At 73.5% G+C, this 17,635-nt stretch carries 16 protein-coding genes and 1 tRNA gene; 6 read left to right on the top strand and 11 right to left on the bottom strand.

Annotated features, from left to right (window positions below):
• Positions 1-112: 112 nt before the first annotated feature.
• From rarD to AOM03_RS09565, 9 genes are all read right to left on the bottom strand, one after another.
• Positions 113-1,033, bottom strand: a complete 921-nt coding sequence (gene rarD, locus AOM03_RS09605) for an EamA family transporter RarD (protein WP_062380717.1) — start codon at positions 1,031-1,033, stop codon at positions 113-115.
• A 56-nt stretch (positions 1,034-1,089) separates the two neighbouring features.
• On the bottom strand, positions 1,090-1,674 hold the full coding sequence (locus AOM03_RS09600; protein ID WP_062380715.1) for a GNAT family N-acetyltransferase: 585 nt from the start codon (positions 1,672-1,674) through the stop codon (positions 1,090-1,092).
• 152 nt (positions 1,675-1,826) lie between these two features.
• Entirely contained in the window at positions 1,827-2,576 is a 750-nt protein-coding gene (locus tag AOM03_RS09595) for an ABC transporter permease (protein WP_062380713.1), read from the bottom strand.
• Between the two features lie 145 nt (positions 2,577-2,721).
• Positions 2,722-3,528 carry an ABC transporter ATP-binding protein gene (locus AOM03_RS09590; RefSeq protein ID WP_062380711.1) on the bottom strand — a complete coding sequence of 269 codons (807 nt, stop codon included), beginning with the start codon at positions 3,526-3,528 and terminating at the stop codon, positions 2,722-2,724.
• Complete coding sequence (locus AOM03_RS09585; protein ID WP_062380709.1) at positions 3,528-4,985, bottom strand: sulfate adenylyltransferase subunit 1; 1,458 nt, start codon at positions 4,983-4,985, stop codon at positions 3,528-3,530. Before AOM03_RS09585 ends, AOM03_RS09590 begins: the two co-directional genes overlap by 1 nt.
• Positions 4,985-5,896, bottom strand: coding sequence for a sulfate adenylyltransferase subunit CysD (gene cysD, locus AOM03_RS09580; RefSeq protein WP_062380708.1), 912 nt, complete (start codon positions 5,894-5,896; stop codon positions 4,985-4,987). The genes AOM03_RS09585 and cysD overlap by 1 nt, the downstream gene beginning before the upstream one ends.
• Before the next feature lie 105 nt (positions 5,897-6,001).
• Positions 6,002-6,718 (bottom strand): phosphoadenylyl-sulfate reductase, encoded by a 717-nt coding sequence (locus AOM03_RS09575; RefSeq protein WP_062380706.1) that lies wholly within the window; start codon positions 6,716-6,718, stop codon positions 6,002-6,004.
• Positions 6,715-8,490, bottom strand: coding sequence for a nitrite/sulfite reductase (locus AOM03_RS09570; RefSeq protein WP_156157694.1), 1,776 nt, complete (start codon positions 8,488-8,490; stop codon positions 6,715-6,717). Before AOM03_RS09570 ends, AOM03_RS09575 begins: the two co-directional genes overlap by 4 nt.
• Positions 8,491-8,767: 277 nt before the next feature.
• Entirely contained in the window at positions 8,768-9,889 is a 1,122-nt protein-coding gene (locus AOM03_RS09565) for a phospholipase D-like domain-containing protein (protein WP_062380700.1), read from the bottom strand.
• 189 nt (positions 9,890-10,078) lie between these two features.
• On the opposite strand from AOM03_RS09565, the gene AOM03_RS09560 reads away from it, so the two are divergent.
• The 5 genes from AOM03_RS09560 (at position 10,079) to AOM03_RS09540 (ending at position 16,141) form a co-directional block, all read left to right on the top strand.
• Positions 10,079-12,088 carry a DUF4037 domain-containing protein gene (locus AOM03_RS09560; protein ID WP_062380698.1) on the top strand — a complete coding sequence of 670 codons (2,010 nt, stop codon included), beginning with the start codon at positions 10,079-10,081 and terminating at the stop codon, positions 12,086-12,088.
• On the top strand, positions 12,085-12,780 hold the full coding sequence (locus tag AOM03_RS09555; RefSeq protein ID WP_082092298.1) for a DUF4125 family protein: 696 nt from the start codon (positions 12,085-12,087) through the stop codon (positions 12,778-12,780). Before AOM03_RS09560 ends, AOM03_RS09555 begins: the two co-directional genes overlap by 4 nt.
• 197 nt (positions 12,781-12,977) lie before the next feature.
• Positions 12,978-14,444 carry an FAD-dependent oxidoreductase gene (locus AOM03_RS09550; RefSeq protein WP_082092297.1) on the top strand — a complete coding sequence of 489 codons (1,467 nt, stop codon included), beginning with the start codon at positions 12,978-12,980 and terminating at the stop codon, positions 14,442-14,444.
• A 30-nt stretch (positions 14,445-14,474) separates the two neighbouring features.
• Positions 14,475-15,386 (top strand): zinc metalloprotease HtpX, encoded by a 912-nt coding sequence (htpX, locus tag AOM03_RS09545; protein ID WP_062380697.1) that lies wholly within the window; start codon positions 14,475-14,477, stop codon positions 15,384-15,386.
• 197 nt (positions 15,387-15,583) lie between these two features.
• Positions 15,584-16,141 carry a cysteine hydrolase family protein gene (locus AOM03_RS09540; RefSeq protein WP_062380696.1) on the top strand — a complete coding sequence of 186 codons (558 nt, stop codon included), beginning with the start codon at positions 15,584-15,586 and terminating at the stop codon, positions 16,139-16,141.
• 58 nt (positions 16,142-16,199) lie between these two features.
• Here AOM03_RS09540 and AOM03_RS09535 read toward each other — a convergent pair whose 3' ends face one another.
• Together AOM03_RS09535 and AOM03_RS09530 are read right to left on the bottom strand one after the other, a co-directional pair.
• Positions 16,200-16,586, bottom strand: a complete 387-nt coding sequence (locus tag AOM03_RS09535) for a hypothetical protein (RefSeq protein WP_062380695.1) — start codon at positions 16,584-16,586, stop codon at positions 16,200-16,202.
• A gap of 119 nt (positions 16,587-16,705) precedes the next feature.
• Positions 16,706-17,194: a YajQ family cyclic di-GMP-binding protein gene (locus AOM03_RS09530; RefSeq protein WP_062380694.1), complete on the bottom strand. Its 489-nt coding sequence runs from the start codon at positions 17,192-17,194 to the stop codon at positions 16,706-16,708.
• A 118-nt stretch (positions 17,195-17,312) separates the two neighbouring features.
• On the opposite strand from AOM03_RS09530, the gene AOM03_RS09525 reads away from it, so the two are divergent.
• Positions 17,313-17,396, top strand: a tRNA-Tyr gene (locus AOM03_RS09525).
• The last annotated feature ends 239 nt before the right edge of the window (positions 17,397-17,635 follow it).

Genomic DNA, 17,635 nt, shown 5'->3' with positions numbered 1-17,635 from the left:
TCGCGCGCCTGAGGGGTAGATGGTTGTCGGTTGAGCGAGGTGCCGCGCCTCAGGGGTAGTGGGTTGTCGCACTGGCGCGACTGCCGCGACCGCCGGATCGAGGCGAGTCGCGTCAGACGGGCTCGGCGACCGGCGGCCTCCGCCGCGCGCGCAGCCCGTCCGCCGTGAGCACCACCAGCGCGACCCACACGAGCCCGAAGCCAGCCCAGCGCGCCGCCGGCATGTCCTCGCCGAACACGCCCACGGCCAGCATGAACATCATGGTGGGGGCGATGTACTGGAGCAGGCCGGTGACGTAGAGCGGCAGTCGGCGCGCCCCGGCCGCGAACAGGAGGAGCGCACCCGCGGTGAAGATGCCGGTCGAGGCGAGCAGCGCATCGTGCCCCCACCCGAGGCCCTCCTCGCCCCGGGCGAGGAACGTGGCCCCGCCGCTTGCCGCGATCCACGCGAGCACGCCCAGCGCCACCGGCGTCAGCACGGCCGTCTCGACCGTGAGCCCCGACAGCGCGTCCACGCGGGCGCCCACGCGCTTCTTGATGAGCCCGTACAGCCCGAACGATCCCGCGAGCACGAGCGAGATCCACGGCACCCCGCGCATCTCGACGCCGATGACCGCGACGGCGGCGATGGCGACCACCACCGCGACCATCTGAAGACGTCGCAGCCGCTCGCCCAGGACCAGCACGCCGAGCGCGACGGACACGAGCGGGTTGATGTAGTAGCCCAGCGACGCCGACGCGACGCGGTCCGTCACCACGGCGTACACGTACACGAGCCAGTTCGTGGCGATCAGTCCCGCGGCGGCGGTGAGCGTGAGCAGCGCGCGTCGATCCACCGCGAGCGCGCGCAGGCGCCCCCACCCGCGCACGGCCGTGACCACGACGGCGCAGACCAGCAGCGACCACACCGCGCGATGCGCCGTGATCTCGACCGCGCCCGCGGGTTCGAGGGCGTGCATGAGCAGGGGGAAGAGGCCCCAGAGCAGATACGCGCTCGCTCCGAACGCGAGCCCGGCGCGGTCGGTGGCGGTCACTCGGCGATTCTTGCACCCCCGGTCAGGATTCGCCGGGGCCCACCATTCGCCGCGCGTCAGTCGAGCGCGCGCCGCATCAGCACGCGCGGCCGTCCACAGGTGACCGACGAGGTCTCGCTCGCCATCGTGAAGCCGTGCCGCTCGAACAGGGATCGCGTCCCCACGTACGCGGAGGCCACGTCGATCCGCTCGCCGCCCGTGTCGGCCGGGTAGCCCTCGACGAGCGTCGCGCCGTGGCCCCGCGCGAACTCGACCGCGCCGTCCAGCAGCGATCCCGCGAGCCCCTGGCGCCGGTAGCCCGCCCGCACGACGAAGCACACCACCGACCACACCGGCGCATCGTCCAGCCGGGGGATCACCCGCGACCGCACGAGCCGGTGGTACGAGCTCCGCGGCGACACCGAGCACCAGCCCGCGATCTCGCCGTCCACGTAGGCGAGCACGCCGGGCGGCACCTCCTCCGCGCACAGCGAGCGCAGCACCTCCGCGCGCTCGCGCGGCGGCCGGCCCTTGACCCGCGGATCGCCGGCGCTGATCCGCATCGACAGGCACCAGCACGACGGGGTGTCGAGGCTCTTGGGACCCAGGATGGTGCGCACGTCGTCCCAGCGGTCCGCGGTCGCCGGATGGACCTCGATCATGAGGCCAGGCTACGTCGGGACGGGCGACGGGGGACGATGCGCTGGCCGGGTGGCGGGGGACGATGCGGTGGCCGGGTGGCCGGGTGGCCGGGTGGCCGGGTGGCCGGGTGGCCGGGTGGCCGGGTGGCCCGCACCAATTCGGCGGGCCCGGGTCAGTGGGGCAGCCCCGCGTCGACGAGGCCGCGGGAGGAACGCAACCGGTGCTGCGCCCGCGCGAACACGAGCCTGTCGACCGTCATCGTGAACGCGAGCACGATGAGGATGGTCGCCATCATCTCCGTGAGGTCGCCGCTCTCGCGGGAGCGGAAGATCACGTCGCCGATCCCGGTCCCGGAGAGCGCCCCCGAGAAGATCTCGCCGGCGACCAGGCAGCGGAACGCGATCGACCAGCCCAGCTCGAGCCCGGTGACGATGCCGGGCAGCGCCGCGGGCAGCGTCACCTGACGCATCAGTCCCCAACCCCGCGCCCCGAAGGTCCGACCCGCGCGCAGCAGCAGCGGCGGCACGTTCTTCACCGCCGTCCGGGTGGCCAGCATGATCGCCGGCATCGCTCCCACGCTCACCACCGCGGCGAGCGACCACGGCGAGGTGCCCAGCACGATGGCCGCGACGGGGACCCACATCGAGGTCGGCATCGCCTGCAGCGCGGCCAGGTAGGGAGATGCACCCCGATCGAGCGCGGGGTGCGCACCGAGCACGAGCCCGAGCGCCACGCCCGCGGCCGCTGCGGCCGCGAAACAGCCGCCCATGAAGGCCGCGACGCGCCAGCCGATCGAGAGGGCGCGGCCGTCGCCCGCCATCGCGGCGAGCTCGGCGAGGGTCGCGCCGGGGCCGGGGAGCGCATCGGCCATGGCTCCGGCCAGCGCCCACGCGCCCAGCAGCACCAGCCCCACGACGCCCACGGGGAGTAGGCGCCGCGCCGCGGGGGCGGCCGCGGCCCAGGAGCCCCGGGCCGGGGCCCGTCCACGGCCGCGTGACGCAAGCCCACGGCCGCGTGACCCCGACCCGCGGACCCGTCCCGGCGCTCGGGGGGACGACGCGGCGGCCTCAGATGACGACATGCCCGTCCCTCCCGACGCGCGGAGTCCCGATGCCCAGCTGGTCCGCGGCGTCGAGGAGGCGGCGCACCTCCTGGGCGAGCCCGACGACCGTGGTCGACTCGACCACCCGGGGGCGCCGGAGCCCCACCTCCACCTCGCCGATCACGCGCCCCGGCCCGCTCGCGAGCACCACGACGCGGTCGCCGAGCGCGACGGCCTCGCGCACGTTGTGGGTCACGAACACGACGGTGGTGCCGGCCTCCGCCCACAGGTCCTGCAGGTCGACGTGGAGCCGGTCCCGCGCGGGGGCGTCGAGCGCGCTGAACGGCTCGTCCATGAGGAGCACTTGCGGCCGCATCGCGAAGGCGCGCGCGAGCGCGGCCCGCTGCCGCATCCCTCCCGACAGCTGATGCGGGTGCAGCGCGGCCGCCTCCGCGAGCCCCACCCTGGCGAGCCAGTGGGACACGGCCGCGGCGCGCTCACCCGCGGAAACGCCCGTCTGCTTGAGCCCGAAGCCCACGTTGTCCGCCACGGACAGCCAGGGGAACAGCGCCGGCTCCTGGAACACCATCACCCGGTCCGCGCCCGGCCCCGCGACAGGTGCGCCGCCCACGGCGACCGAGCCCCGCAGCGGCCGCGTGTGGCCGGCCACCAGGTCGAGTAGCGTCGACTTGCCGCAGCCGGACGGGCCCACGACGCATGCGAACTCGCCGGCGGCCACCTCGAGGCTCACCCCGTCGAGCGCGAGGCGCGTCCCGCCGCCCGGGCCCGAGAAGGCCTGGGCGACGTCCTCGAGGACCACCGAGGCGCTCATCAGATGCGCACGTACGCGTCGCTCGCGGATCCCGGGGCTTGGGCCCGCGCGGTGCCCGCCGCGAGGGTCGCGCCGTCCTGCGGGTCCACGAGGACGAAGGCTCCGGTACGACGATGGCGGCCATAGTCCTCCACCGCCAGCGGCTGGGCGAGCTGCAGCTCGACCACGCCGATGTCGTTGAGCAGCAGCTCGTGGCCCGCGCGGATCGAGGAATCGAGTGTGCCCCCCGGAAGCGCGATGTCGAGCACCCCGTCGATCGACGCGACCATCGCCTGCACCACGGCCGAGCCGTGCTGCACCAGCACCCGGTCGCGCACCCGCAGGGGACGCTCCGCCAGCCATGCGACGTGGGCGTGGAATCGGCGCGCGGCGGGCGCCGCATCGTCCACCGAGCTCAACAGGTCCCCACGTGCCACGTCGACGTCGTCCGCGAGCCGCACGGCGACCGACCTCCCGGCGCCCGCCTCCCGCAGGGGCCCGTCCGCGGTGTCGATCGCGGCGATGGTGGTGCGGGAGCCCGACGGCTGCACCACCACCGCGTCGCCCACGCGCACGGTGCCCTCCGCGACCTGGCCCGCGTAGCCGCGGTACTCGCGGAACTCGGGCGCGATGGCCGCGTCCTGGGGGCGCAGCACCAGCTGGACCGGGAACCGCCAGCCGGCCCGAGCATCGGCCCCGGCGCTCGCCTCGAGTCCTTCCCCGGCCCCGGCAACATCCCCGGCCGAGCCAACACCCCCGGCCCCCGCACCACCCCCGGCCCCGGCAACCGCCGCCTCGTCGACGCTCGGCGCGGTCTCGAGCGCCTCCAGCACCGTGGGGCCCTCGTACCAGGGGGTCCGCTCGGAGCGCACGGCCACGTTGTCGCCGTGCAGCGCGCTCACCGGCACCGCGACCACGTCCGGCAGGCCCAGCGCCTCGGCGTGCGAGCGGACTCGGCGGGCGATGGTCTCGAAGGGGCCCGCCGCGAAGTCGAGCAGGTCGATCTTGTTCACCGCCACGATCACGTGCGGCACCCGCAGCAGCGCCGCCACCGCGAGGTGCCGGCGCGTCTGCTCGACCACGCCGTAGCGGGCGTCGACGAGCACCACGAGCGCGTCGGCCGTCGAGGCGCCGGTGATCGCGTTGCGCGTGTACTGCACGTGCCCGGGGCAGTCGGCCAGGATGAAGGTGCGCCGCGGCGTGGAGAAGTAGCGGTAGGCCACGTCGATGGTGATGCCCTGCTCGCGCTCGGCGCGCAGCCCGTCCGTGAGGAGCGCGAGGTCGACCGTCTCCGCGCCGCGGGACCGGCTCGCGCGCTCCACGGACTCGTAGGCGTCCGCGAGGATCGACTTCGTGTCGTGCAGCAGCCGCCCCACCAGGGTGGACTTGCCGTCGTCGACGGACCCGGCGGTCGCGAAGCGCAGCAGGGACGGCGCCGGGGCGTCGGGCTCGGTCGACGTCGTGGTCGTCGTGGTCATCAGAAGTACCCCACCTTCTTGCGATCCTCCATGGCGGCCTCGGAGAGGCGGTCGTCGGCGCGCGTGGCGCCGCGCTCGGTGAGCCGCGTCGACGCGACCTCCGCGATGATCTGCTCGAGCGTAGCGGCGTCGGACTCGACGGCGCCGGTGCAGCTCGCGTCGCCCACGGTGCGGTAGCGGACCCGCCGCGCCACCGCGGCCTCGCCGGCCCGCGCGCGCACCGAGTGATGCGGCGCCAGCCACATCCCGTCCCGGCGCAGCACCTCGCGCTCGTGCGCGAAGTACAGCGACGGCAGCTCGATGCGCTCGCGGGCGATGTAGCGCCACACGTCCAGCTCGGTCCAGTTGGACAGCGGGAACACGCGCACGTGCTGGCCGGGCAGATGCCGCGCGTTGTAGAGGTTCCACAGCTCGGGCCGCTGCTGGCGCGGGTCCCACTGGCCGAACTCGTCGCGCAGGCTCACCACGCGCTCCTTCGCGCGCGCCTTCTCCTCGTCGCGGCGCGCGCCGCCGAACACCACGTCGTAGCCGTGCCCCGCGATCGCGTCGAGCAGCGGGATGGTCTGGAGGGGATTGCGGGTGCCGTCGGGCCGCTCGCGCAGGCGGCCGTCGTCGATGTAGTCCTGCACCCGCGCGACGGTGAGCCGCAGGCCCAGCCGCGCGACCGTGCGGTCGCGGAAGTCGAGCACCTCGTCGAAGTTGTACCCGGTGTCGACGTGGAGCAGGTTGAACGGCACGCGGCCCGGCCAGAAGGCCTTGGCGGCCAGGTGCAGCACCACCACCGAGTCCTTCCCCCCGGAGAACAGGAGCACGGGCCGGCGCGCGCCGCCGGCCGCCTCGCGGATGATGTGGATGCCCTCGGATTCGAGCACGTCGAGCGTGCTCGCGCGGGCGGGGGAGTGATGGGTCATGGTTCCTCGCTGGTGGGGACGATGCGATGGCCGGGTGCCGTTCTGGGGAGCACGGGGGACGGGGTCGGGTGCGGACGGCCGGGTGCCGGGGGACGATGCACGGGTTCAGGTGACATGGATGCCGCACTCGGTCTTGTCCTGGCCGGACCAGCGCCCCGCGCGGGGGTCCTCGCCGGGCGCGACCGCGCGGGTGCAGGGCGCGCAGCCGATCGACGGGTAGCCCTGCGCGACCAGGGGATTGCGGGGCAGCCCGTGACGCTCCTGGTAGGACTCGACCGCCGCGTCGTCCCACAGCGCCAGGGGGTTGATCTTCACCAGGCCGTGGCGCTCGTCCCAGCTCACCACCGGCAGCTCGGACCGGGTCGCGGCATCGACCCGGCGCGCGCCGGTGATCCACGCGTCGTAGCCGGACAGGGCCCGGGCGAGCGGCTCCATCTTGCGCAGCCGGCAGCACAGGCCCGGGTCGCGGGCGAACAGGTCGCGGCCCAGGGCCGCGTCCTGCTCCGCCACGGTGGTCGTCGGCGTCACGTTCACCACGGTGATCTCGAACGCGCGCGCGGCCTCGTCGCGCGTCGCGAGGGTCTCGGGGAAGTGATAGCCCGTGTCGAGGAAGAGCACGTCCACGCCGGGAAGCCGGGTCCCGAGCAGGTGGGGCAGCACCGTGTCCTGCATCGACCCGGCGACCGCGAGCCGCGACCCGAAGGTCGCGACCGCCCAGTCCGCGATGTGCTCCGCGGACGCGCTGGTCAGCCGGGCGTCCACCTCCGCGCACGTGGACGCGTCCCAGGACGCGGGGTTGAGCAGGGTGAGCGGGGTTGTCATCGCAACTGCTCCTCGTCGGCGCGGAACGCCCAGTCGGCGAAGGTCTCGCCGGCCGTGCGCGTCTCGAGGTAGTGGCGGGTGACGCGCGAGACGTAGGCGGGCATGCCGTCGGCCTTGACCTTGTGGCCGCGGAGCTTGCGGCCGAAGTCGTTGTCCTCGCCGCGCCCCAGCCGCCCGCCCAGGTGCACCTGGAAGCCCGGCACCTGCTCGCCGGTCTCGTCGTCCAGCACCAGCTGGCCCTTGAAGCCGATGTCCGCGACCTGGATGCGGGCGCACGAGTTGGGGCAGCCGTTGACGTGCACGGAGATGGGGGAGTCGAGGCCGGGGAACGCGGCGTCGAGCTCCTTGACCACCTCGCGCGCCGTGGCCTTGGTCTCGACGATCGCGAGCTTGCAGTACTCGATGCCGGTGCAGGCCATGACGTTGCGGTGGAACTCGCCGGGCGCGGCCTCGAGCTCGAGCGCGCGCAGCCCGTTGACCACGTCGTTCACCCGCTCCTCCGGCACGTCGAGCACCACGATCTTCTGCAGCGGCGTGAGCCGGATCCGGTCCGAGCCCGCGGCCTCGGCAAGGTCCGCGATGGCCGCGAGCTTGGTGCCGGAGATGCGCCCCGCCACGGGGGCGGCGCCCACGTAGTAGCGGCCGTCGCGCTGCTCGTGGATGCCCACGTGGTCGCCGCGGTCCCCGGGCGCCGGCACCGCGGGCCCGGGGCCGTCGGGCAGCTCCCAGCCCAGGTAGTCGTCCTGCAGCACCTGGCGGAACTTCTCCGCTCCCCAGGCCTTGACCAGGAACTTCAGCCGCGCGCGGGTGCGCAGCCGGCGGTAGCCGTGGTCGCGGAAGATGCCGATCACGCCGGCCCACACGTCGGCGACGCGATCCGGCTCGACGAACGCTCCCAGCCGCACGCCCAGGTGCGGGTTGATGGACAGCCCGCCGCCCACCCACAGGTCGTAGCCCACGCCCAGCTCGGGGTGCTCGACCGCGACGAACGCGATGTCCTGCACCTCGTGGACGATGTCCGGGATCCGCATCCCCGAGATCGCGGACTTGAACTTGCGCGGCAGGTTCGAGAACTCCGGGTTCCCGATCCCGCGGTCGATGATCGCCTGGATCTGCGGCGTGGGATCGATGAGCTCGTCCTTCGCGACGCCCGCCAGCGGCGAGCCCAGGATCACGCGGGGCGAGTCGCCGCACGCCTCTGTGGTGAACAGTCCGACCTCCTCGACGCGGCGGAAGATCTCCGGCACGTCCTCGACCCGGATCCAGTGCAGCTGGATGTTCTGGCGGTCGGAGACGTCGGCGGTGTCCCGCCCGAACTCCTGGGAGATCCCCGCGATGGCGCGCGCCTGCGCGACCGTGAGCTGGCCGCCGTCCGAGCGCACCCGCAGCATGAAGTACTCGTCGTCCAGCTGGTGGGGCTCGAGCGACGCGGTGCGCCCGCCGTCGATCCCGGGCCGGCGCTGCGTGTACAGCCCCCACCAGCGGAAGCGGCCGCGCAGGTCCGTGGGCGGGATGGACCAGAACCCCCACCGCGCGTACATGGTCTCGATGCGGTGGCGCACCGCGAGGGGGTCGGACGTGGCCTTGAACTCCTCATTGGGGTTCAGCGGCGTGCGGTCGCCCGACGCCCACTGGCCGTCCTTGGCCGCGGTGCCGCGGCGCGCGGCGGCCTCGCGGGTGCGGATGAGGCGCGCCTCCTCGCGCTGGCGGCGGCGCTCGTCGGCCTCGGAGGGGGTGCTCGTCGGCGCCGGGGTGGTGGTGTCGGGGCTCACCGGTGCTCCTGGAAGTCGGCGGGCGCCGCGGCCCTCGAGCGCGCAGGCGTGTGCGCTCGGTGGCCGAGCGCCCAGGATGCGGGAAGGGGATCCGTGGGCGGCTCAGGCCTGCGGACACATGGCACAGCGACGCGCGCCGACGAGAGTCGGGACGTTGGTCACGGTTGCCATGCGGCGATGATGGCACACCGGTGCGCGCTTGGGAACCCCTGGCAGGGGACGATGTGCGGCCCGCCTACCAGGGGATATGCCCCCGGGGGTGTGTGGGGGCGGGGTGTCAGTCCTCCGCGCCGCGCGCGTGGACCTCGGCGTTCACGAAGGTCTCGATCGCGTCGATGCTGGGCTCGTGGCGGGTGAGCAGCGCGATCTCGCGCGTGCCGTACTCGACCCCGCGCCACACGAAGTTGTGCGAGCCGGTGATCGCGGCGCGGGTGCCGTCGGGCATGCGCGCGATGATCACCTTGGCGTGCAGGTAGTCGCTGTGGGTGTACGAGGTCTGGGTGCCGGTGGTCATCATCGAGGAGGCGATGAGGATCCGGTTGAACGGCGACGCGTGCTCCGGGCGGTTGAAGTAGATCCGGTGCTCGCGGGCCTTGATGGCGCGGCCCAGTTCGCCGGTGGGGCAGTACTGCGAGACCAGCGTGACCTCCTCGGCCTCGCTCACGACCTCGAGCGCCCGGTCGTAGATGATCGAGTCGCCCTTCGCGCCCTCGTCGACCAGCACCTCGCCGTGGTGGTGGTCCAGGGAGAACGATGCGGGCCGGGGCGCCACGTTGACGTCGCGGATGCCGCCATGCACGTCCGCCAGCGCATCGGCCATCGCCGCGTCCTCGAAGCGGAGCATGAAGTCGACGTTGGTGACGCCCTTGTCGTCGAGGTTGACGCCGCCGAACGCGTACACCGCGTCGTCCACCACGGTGAGCTTGGTGTGGGTGCGGCCCTTGAACAGCAGGCCGCGCTCGGTGCCCAGCCACGTGAAGGTGCCGCCCGCCTCGCGGATGCGGGCGGCCAGCGCGGCGGCGGCGCGGCGCGAGCGCGTGGGGACCTGGCGCGGGAGCACGGTGGTCGCCGAGTCGCGGTAGGTGAACGTGTCCGCCTGGACGCACACGTCGACGCCGCGGTGGGCGGCCTCGACCAGGGCGTCGATGAGCGCACCGGTGAGCGCGCCGTCGGCGAGCGTGAGCGTGGTGAGGCGGACGCGGCGGCGCGCGCGGCGCACGCGGCCGATCAGGTCTGCCAGGTAGTCGAGGCCGGGCAGCAGGACGGGGCCGGCGGCGCCGGTCCCCGGGGTCCCGACGAGGGGGGTCGACGCGAGGTCGCGCACGACCGCGCGCGTGGCGACGGCCGGCTTCGCGGTGGGGAGGGAGCGCGTGGACGGTCGCGGCTCAACGAAGGTCATACCCCCTAGGGTTGCATCGTTATGTCAGGTTTGAGAAGGGACTTGGGCCCCTATACACACTTTTCACCGGACATTCACAGCAAATGCACCCGGTGGACACCTGTCCGCAATGTCCGTGCGCGCCCCTAGACTCGAAGCGCGGCGCCGTCCCCGCCATCCGCCGCCCGACGAAGGGGCTGAGTTCTCCCGATGACCGTTCCCGCAGGTGGAGCCGCCCGATTCGACCTCGACGCGTTCCTGCGCGAGCTCGACGCGATCTTCGCCGGACGCCGCGGGCCCGACGCCGCCGAGCGCCACCTGCGGGCCGCGCTCGCCCACGCGGAGGGCCTGGGCGACCTGGGTGCGCGCCTCACGATCCTCAACGAGATGATGGGATTCTGGCGCTCGGTCAGCCGGCACGACGAGGCGGTGTCCGCCGCGCGGGACGCTCTCGCCCTCGCCGATGCGCTGGGCCTCGCCGGCTCGGAGGCGTACGCCACGACGCTCATCAACGCGGCGACGGCGCTGCGCGCCGCGGGCCTGCACGACGAGGCGAAGGGCGTCTACCGCGACGCGCTCGAGGCCTCCCGCGCGACGATGGGCGCGACCGACCGCCGGCTCGCAGCCCTGCACAACAACCTGTCGATCCTCCATTCCGAGACCGGCGCGCTCGACGAGGCGGCCGCGGAGCTCGAGGCGGCGCTCGCGATCCTCGAGGCCACCTCCGTCGATCCGGGCGGGGACCTCGACGTGGCCACCACGCTGACCAATCTGGCCCTCGTCGAGTACTCGCGCGGCGAGCAGGACCGCGCCGGCGAGCACGCCGCCCGCTCGATCGAGATCTGCCGCCGCGGCGGCCACGAACGGGACCCGCACTTCGCCGCCGCGCTCGCGGGCCAGGCCGAGGCGAGCTTCCGCATGGGGCGCCCCGCGGACGCCGCCGCCCTGTACGAGGACGCGCTCGGCATCATCGCCGAGTGCTACGGCGAGGACACGGATGCGTACCGGGTCACGGCGGAGAACCTCGCCCAGGCGCGCGAGGCCGCTGGCGGGACAGACGCCCGCCCGACCGCCGCCCCGGCTCCCGACCCCGCCGCCCCGGCTCCCGACTCCGCCGCCGCCCGGGCGGCGTCCGCGCCGTCCCGGCCCGCCGCATCGTCCCCCGTCACGCCCGCCCGCCCGGACCCCGTCAAACCCTTCGACCAGGCAGCCCTTCCCGACATCTCCGGCCTCGAGCTCGCGCGCCGCTACTGGGAGGAGCACGGTCGGCCGATGCTCGAGGAGCGCTACCCCGAGTACCGCGGGCGCATCGCGGCGGGGCTCGTGGGGCACGGCTCGGACTGCTACGGCTTCGACGACGCGGCGTCGCGCGACCACGACTTCGGGCCGGGCTTCTGCCTGTGGCTCACGGCCGCGGACCACGCCCAGATCGGCGACCGTCTCCAGGCCGACTACGAGGCCCTGCCCCGCGAGTTCCTGGGCTTCCCCGCGCGCCTCGAGACCACGCGGGCGCGCGGCGAGGGTCGTCGGGTGGGCGTGTTCGAGGTGGGCGAGTTCTTCACGTCGCTGACCGGCCGGCCCCAGGCGCCCACGACGGCGCACGAGTGGCTCCTCCTCGACGAGGCCACGCTCGCCGCCGCGACCAACGGGCGCGTGTTCGCGGACCCGCTGGGCGCCTTCGGCAAGGCCCGCGGGGGCTTCCAGCGCATGCCGCAGGACGTGCGCCTCGCGCTCGTCTCGCGCCGCCTGGGGATGGTGGCGCAGGCCGGCCAGTACAACGTGCCGCGCATGCTCGACCGGGGCGACGGCGCCGCCGCGTGGCTCGCCGTGGGGGAGTTCGCCCAGGCCTCCGCATCGCTCGTCTTCCTGCTCAACGGCCCCACCTCGGTGGGCTACCTGCCCTACTACAAGTGGCACTTCGCGGCGCTGCGCGCGCTCGCGGCGCGGCCCGCCTCGCGGCTGCCCGGTGTGGTCGGCGGGCTCGAGGACGCGCTGAGGCTCGCGTCCGCGGCATGCTTCGGCGGCGCCGGCTTCGGGGAGGGCGGCAAGGGCGCCGGGCCCGCGCGCGCCGGGCTCGAGGCCGCGATCGCCGGCGTGTGCGCGGCCTTCGTCGAGGAGCTGCGCGTCCAGGGCCTCACCGAGTCCGACTCCGACTTCCTCGAGCACCACCGCCCGCAGCTGGCGGCGCGCATCTCCGACCCGTGGCTGGCGGCGCAGTGAGCGCCGCGACGCCCTTCGAGGCGCGGCCGGCCGGCGGGGCGGGCGTCGACGGGCCTCGGGACGATGCCGCGGCCGGGCGCCGCCTCGACCGCGCCGAGGAGATCGTGCGGCACGAGTGGCGCCAGTTCCAGGTGGTCGCGAACGAGGGCGGGCGCGCGAACTGCCAGGACGACTGGCCCACCTTCCACCAGATGCGCATCAGCCAGTTCCTCACCTGGCCGCAGCGGCTGCTCGACTCGTACGCGCGTGACCTCGACGAGGCCGACGCGCTGGGCCGCAACCTGCTCACGGAGAAGTACGGGCGCATGATGGCCTCGGCGGAGCCCGAGCGGTACGCGCGCGACATCGAGTCGCACCTGCCGCGCCTGTCGACGGCGCGCGTGGCCGTCCAGGAGCGGATCATCGCCGCGCAGGTGGCGTGGGCGCGGGACTTCCGCTCGCGCTACCCCCGCCTGGGCGACGCGATGCGGCTGCTCACCTCGGACCAGGACACGGTCGCGGACACCTCGTTCGAGACCTACCTGCGCGGCGAGCTGGGCACCTACTCGCCGCGCACGCTGCGCCTCTACGAGGACCTGGTGGATCGGCTCGCGGCCGCGGGGGAGAACCTCACCGAGCTCACCCTGCTCACCACCGTGCGGCTGGCCGGCCACGCCGGCCTCGCCGAGGCCGAGGCCGCCCAGCGGGACTGAGGCGGGGGTCGCGCGCCCGATCCCCCGGCCGGGACCTCCCCGCCCGGCCCGCGCATCGTCCCGTGGCACGCCGCCCCGCCGGGCCCGTGCATCGTCCCGTGTCCGCGGGTTTCCGTCATGCCGTCGTGTCTATATAGTCGGACGCGACCGCGCCCGACCACCAGGCGGCGCCTCACTCCGACCCGCGAGGACTCTCCGTGACCACCGAACGACCGCTCCGCGTCGCCATCATCGGCGCCGGCCCGGCGGGCACCTACGCCGCCGACATCCTGTCGAAGTCCGACCTTGATGCCTCGATCGACATCATCGAGCGCCTGCCCGCGCCGTTCGGCCTGGTCCGCTACGGGGTCGCGCCGGACCACCCGCGCATCAAGCAGATCATCGTCGCGCTCGCGAATGTCCTGGGTCGCGGGGACATCCGCCTGCTCGCCAACGTGAACATCGGCACGGACCTCACGCTCGAGGACCTGCGCGAGCACTACGACGCCGTGATCTTCGCGACCGGCTCGTTCCACGACGCGGACCTCGACATCCCGGGCATCGACCTCGAGGGCTCGTTCGGTGCCGCGGACTTCGTGTCCTGGTACGACGGCCACCCCGATGTGCCGCGCACCTGGCCGCTCGAGGCCAAGGAGGTCGCGGTGTTCGGCGTGGGCAACGTGGCGCTCGACGTGGCCCGCGTGCTCTCGAAGCACGTGCCCGACCTCATGCCCACCGAGGTCCCCGCGAACGTGGTCGAGGGGCTGAAGGGCTCGCCCGTGACGGACGTCCACGTGTTCGGACGGCGCGGCCCCGCCCAGGTCAAGTTCTCGCCGCTCGAGCTGCGCGAGCTGGGCCACGTCCCGGACGTGGACGTGATCGTCTACCCCGAGGACTTCGACTTCGACGAGGCCTCGATGGAGGCCGCCGAGAAGAACAAGCAGACCAAGCTCGTGGTCAAGACCCTGACCGACTGGACGCTCAAGGAGCCCACGGGCGCCTCTCGCCGCATCCACCTGCGCTTCCTCCAGGCCCCGCACGAGGTGCTGGGCGAGGACGGCAGGGTCGTCGGCGTGCGCATGGAGCGCACCGCCCTGCAGGGCGACGGCACCGTCAAGGGCACCGGCGAGTTCATCGACTACCCGGTCCAGGCCGTCTACCGCGCGGTGGGCTACTGGGGCACCGAGATCGAGGGCGTGCCGTTCAACCACGACCGCGGCGTGATCCGCAACGAGGCCGGCCGCGTGGTGACCGAGGACGGCGAGGCCGTCCCCGGCTTCTACGCCACCGGGTGGATCAAGCGCGGGCCCGTGGGCCTCATCGGCCACACCAAGTCCGATGCGCAGGAGACCATCGCCAACCTCGTCGAGGATGCCCCGGCGCTCTACGCGAACACGCGGGCGACGCCGGCGCAGCTCAGCCCGGACAACCTGCTGCGACTCCTCAAGGACCGCGGCGTGCCCGTGGTGCAGTGGAAGGACTGGGAGGTCCTCGACGCGCACGAGCGCGCGCTGGGTGAGGCCGAGGGGCGCGAGCGCGTCAAGGTGGTCCCGCGCGAGGAGATGACGGACATCGCGCTGGGGCGCGTCTCCGGGAACGATGCGGCGGCCGGGTCCGGCGCGGATGCCGCCGCCGGCGGCGCGGATCCCGCCGCGGACGACGACGAGCACGCCTGGTCGATCTGACCCCGTCCCGCCGGGAACCGGGCGGGCGGCATGCCCGTTGACCGGGCGAGACGACACGGAGGACACGTGGGCAGGAAGTACTTCAACGGGCTGAAGACCACCGGCCTGTTCGTCGCGCTGTGGGCCGTCATGCTGGGTCTGGGCGTGGTCATCGGCAACGGCCACTACCTGTGGCTCTTCGCGGGGCTGTCCGTGGCGGGCACCGCGTTCGGCTACTGGAACTCGGACAAGCTCGCGATCCGTGCCATGCACGCGCGGCCCGTGACCGAGGTCGAGCAGCCGGCCATGTACCGCATCGTCCGCGAGCTCAGCCGCGAGGCGAACCAGCCCATGCCGCGGCTCTACGTGTCGCCCACCGCGGCCCCGAACGCCTTCGCGACGGGCCGCAACCCGCAGAACGCGGCGGTGTGCTGCACCGAGGGCATCCTGGGCCTGCTCGACGAGCGCGAGCTGCGCGGCGTCCTGGGCCACGAGCTCATGCACGTCTACAACCGGGACATCCTCATCGGCTCCGTGGCCGCGGCGTTCGCGGGCATGATCACCGCGGTCGCGCAGATGCTGTTCTTCTTCGGCGGCGGCTCGAACAACCGCGAGAACCCGTTCGGGGCGATCGGCCTGCTCGCGATGCTGATCCTCGCGCCGCTCGCCGCGTCGCTCATCCGCATGGCGATCTCCCGCACGCGCGAGTACGACGCCGACGAGGACGGGGCGCGGCTCACCGGCGACCCGCTCGCGCTCGCGAGCGCGCTGCGCAAGCTCGAGCGCGGGGTCGCGGAGCGGCCGCTCAAGGATTCGCCCGAGCTCGAGAACGTGTCGCACATGATGATCGCGAACCCGTTCCGCGGCCCCGGCATGGCCAACCTGTTCGCCACCCACCCGCCCATGGATCAGCGCATCGCGCGGCTCGAGGGCATGGCCAACCACCGCGGCTTCATCGCCTGACGACCCTCGCGGCGCGTCCCCCGAGCGCGCCGTGCTTCGCCGTCGGGGTGGCGTGCTCGCTCCCGACGGGGCGCCGTGCTCGCCGCAGGCGGGGCGCCGTCCTCGCCGCAGGCGGGGCGCCGTGCTCGCTGCCGACGGGCCGCCGTCCTTCCCCCGCGGCGTCGGGACCGCTACCGTGACCCTCACGGAGGTGGGCGATGACGACCCTGGCAGGACGACCCGGCACTGCTCTCGCGGTGATCGACGTGCAGAACGACGTGGTGGCGCATGCGTACGACCGCGACGAGGTGATCGCGCGGATCAAGGCGCTGGTGAAGCGGGCCCGCAAGGCCCACGTGCCGGTCGTGTGGGTGCAGCACTCCGACGAGGGCCTGGTCGAGGGCAGCGAGGGCTGGCGCTACGTGCCCGAGCTCACCATGAAGGACGGCGAGACGGTGGTGCACAAGCGCCACGGCGACGCCTTCGAGGGCACGGGCCTCGAGGCCGTGCTGGCGAACGCCGCGGTGGGCCACCTGGTCGTGTGCGGCGCGCAGACCGACCAGTGCATCCGCTCGACCATCCACGGCGCCTTCACCCGCGGCTACGACGTCACCCTCGTGGGCGACGCGCACACCACGGAGGACGGCGCCGGCGACGACGCCCCCACGGCCCAGCAGGTGATCGCGCACACGAACGCGTACTGGGCGCAGCAGACCGCTCCGGGCCGCGCCGCCGCCGTGGTCCCGGCGGAGGAGCTCTTCCCGCTGCCGGCCTGAACCCGGGCGGTTCCTGGCGGCCGCGCCGGAGGGCGGGCCGGTGCCGGCTCCGCGGCGCTCAGTCGGCCAGCAGCCGCCGCATCCCGGCCCGCGCGAGCATGAGGGCGACGATCAGCACCGTGACCTGGACGAATCCGCCCAGCCGCACCGCGTCGCCGAACGCGAGAGCGACCAGTTCGAGCACGACGAGCTTGCTGCCCGGCAGCACCAGCAGCAGCGAGGCCACATTGACGGCGCGCAGCGCCGCTGTCTGGGAGCCGCGGATGCGGGCCACGATGCGCTTCTTGACGCGCATCACCAGCTCGAGCACCACCTTGAGCAGGATCGCCGTCAGGACCGACAGCAGGAACGTCTCGGAGATCACGTCCGGGAAGAGCTGGACGAACGCGCCGAGCACCACCAGGTAGACCAGGACGTCGACCAGGTCGATCGCGCGGATCCTCACGCCTCGAGGCTAGACCCGGCGACCGCCCGCCGCGCGGGCGCCCCAGCACGACGGGGGCCGATGCGCGACGGGGGCCGATGCGCGGACCCGGCCCGCGCATCGGCCCCCTTCGAGGCGCGTCAGCGGAAGTTGACGAACTGCAGCGCGGTGTCCACGTCCGCACCCTTGAGCAGCTGGATGGTCGCCTGGAGGTCGTCGCGCGACTTCGAGGTGACGCGCAGCTCGTCGCCCTGGATGAGCGCCTTGACGGACTTGGGGCCCTCGTCGCGCACCAGCTTGGTGAGCTTCTTGGCGACGTCCTGGGCGATGCCCTCCTTGACCGAGGCGACCAGGCGGAACTCCTTGCCCGACGGCTGCGGGTCGCCCCACTCGAGCGCCTTCATCGAGATCTGGCGCTTCGCGAGCTTGGCGATGAACACGTCGAGCACCGCCTTGACGCGCTCCTCGCTGTTGGCCTTCATGAGGATGTTCTCGCCGGAGAACTCGATCGAGGCGCCCACGCCCTTGAAGTCGTAGCGCTGGTTGATCTCCTTCGCGGCCTGGTTGAGCGCGTTGTCGACCTCCTGCTGGTCCACCTTGCTCACGACGTCGAAACTGCTGTCGGCCATGGGAATCCTCCTCACGCGGGTGTGCCGCGGGTCGTTTTCGGGCGCCCGGGACCTTCGCAGTGTCAGGTCGGGGCGAATTCCTTGCTATCCTTCCATGCGCGCCGCATTGCGGTGCACCGGCAGGTTGCCCGAGCGGCCAAAGGGAGCTGACTGTAAATCAGCCGCGCAAGCTTCGGGGGTTCGAATCCCTCACCTGCCACCACGAGAAGCGCCCCCTCCGGATGGAGGGGGCGCTTTCGCGTTCGGGGGCGCGGCCGCCGCGTGGTGCCGCCCGCCGCGCCCCTCGGGGCCGGGACAGTCTGGACCGCTGTCGGGGCAATCTCGCGCGCTTCGGGACCGTGAGGACCGCTGCGCCCGCGGGTGCGCGGTCCACACTGTCCCGAAGAGCGCAGCAGCCGCCAATTCGCGGTCCGCAGTGTCCCGGATGGCCGCGGGGCGCGG

It is taken from the genome of Demequina pelophila, assembly GCF_000971175.1.
Lineage (GTDB): Bacteria > Actinomycetota > Actinomycetes > Actinomycetales > Demequinaceae > Demequina > Demequina pelophila.
The sequence above is the reverse complement of the archived record's forward strand: the minus strand, read 5'-3'. Positions and strand labels throughout refer to the sequence as shown.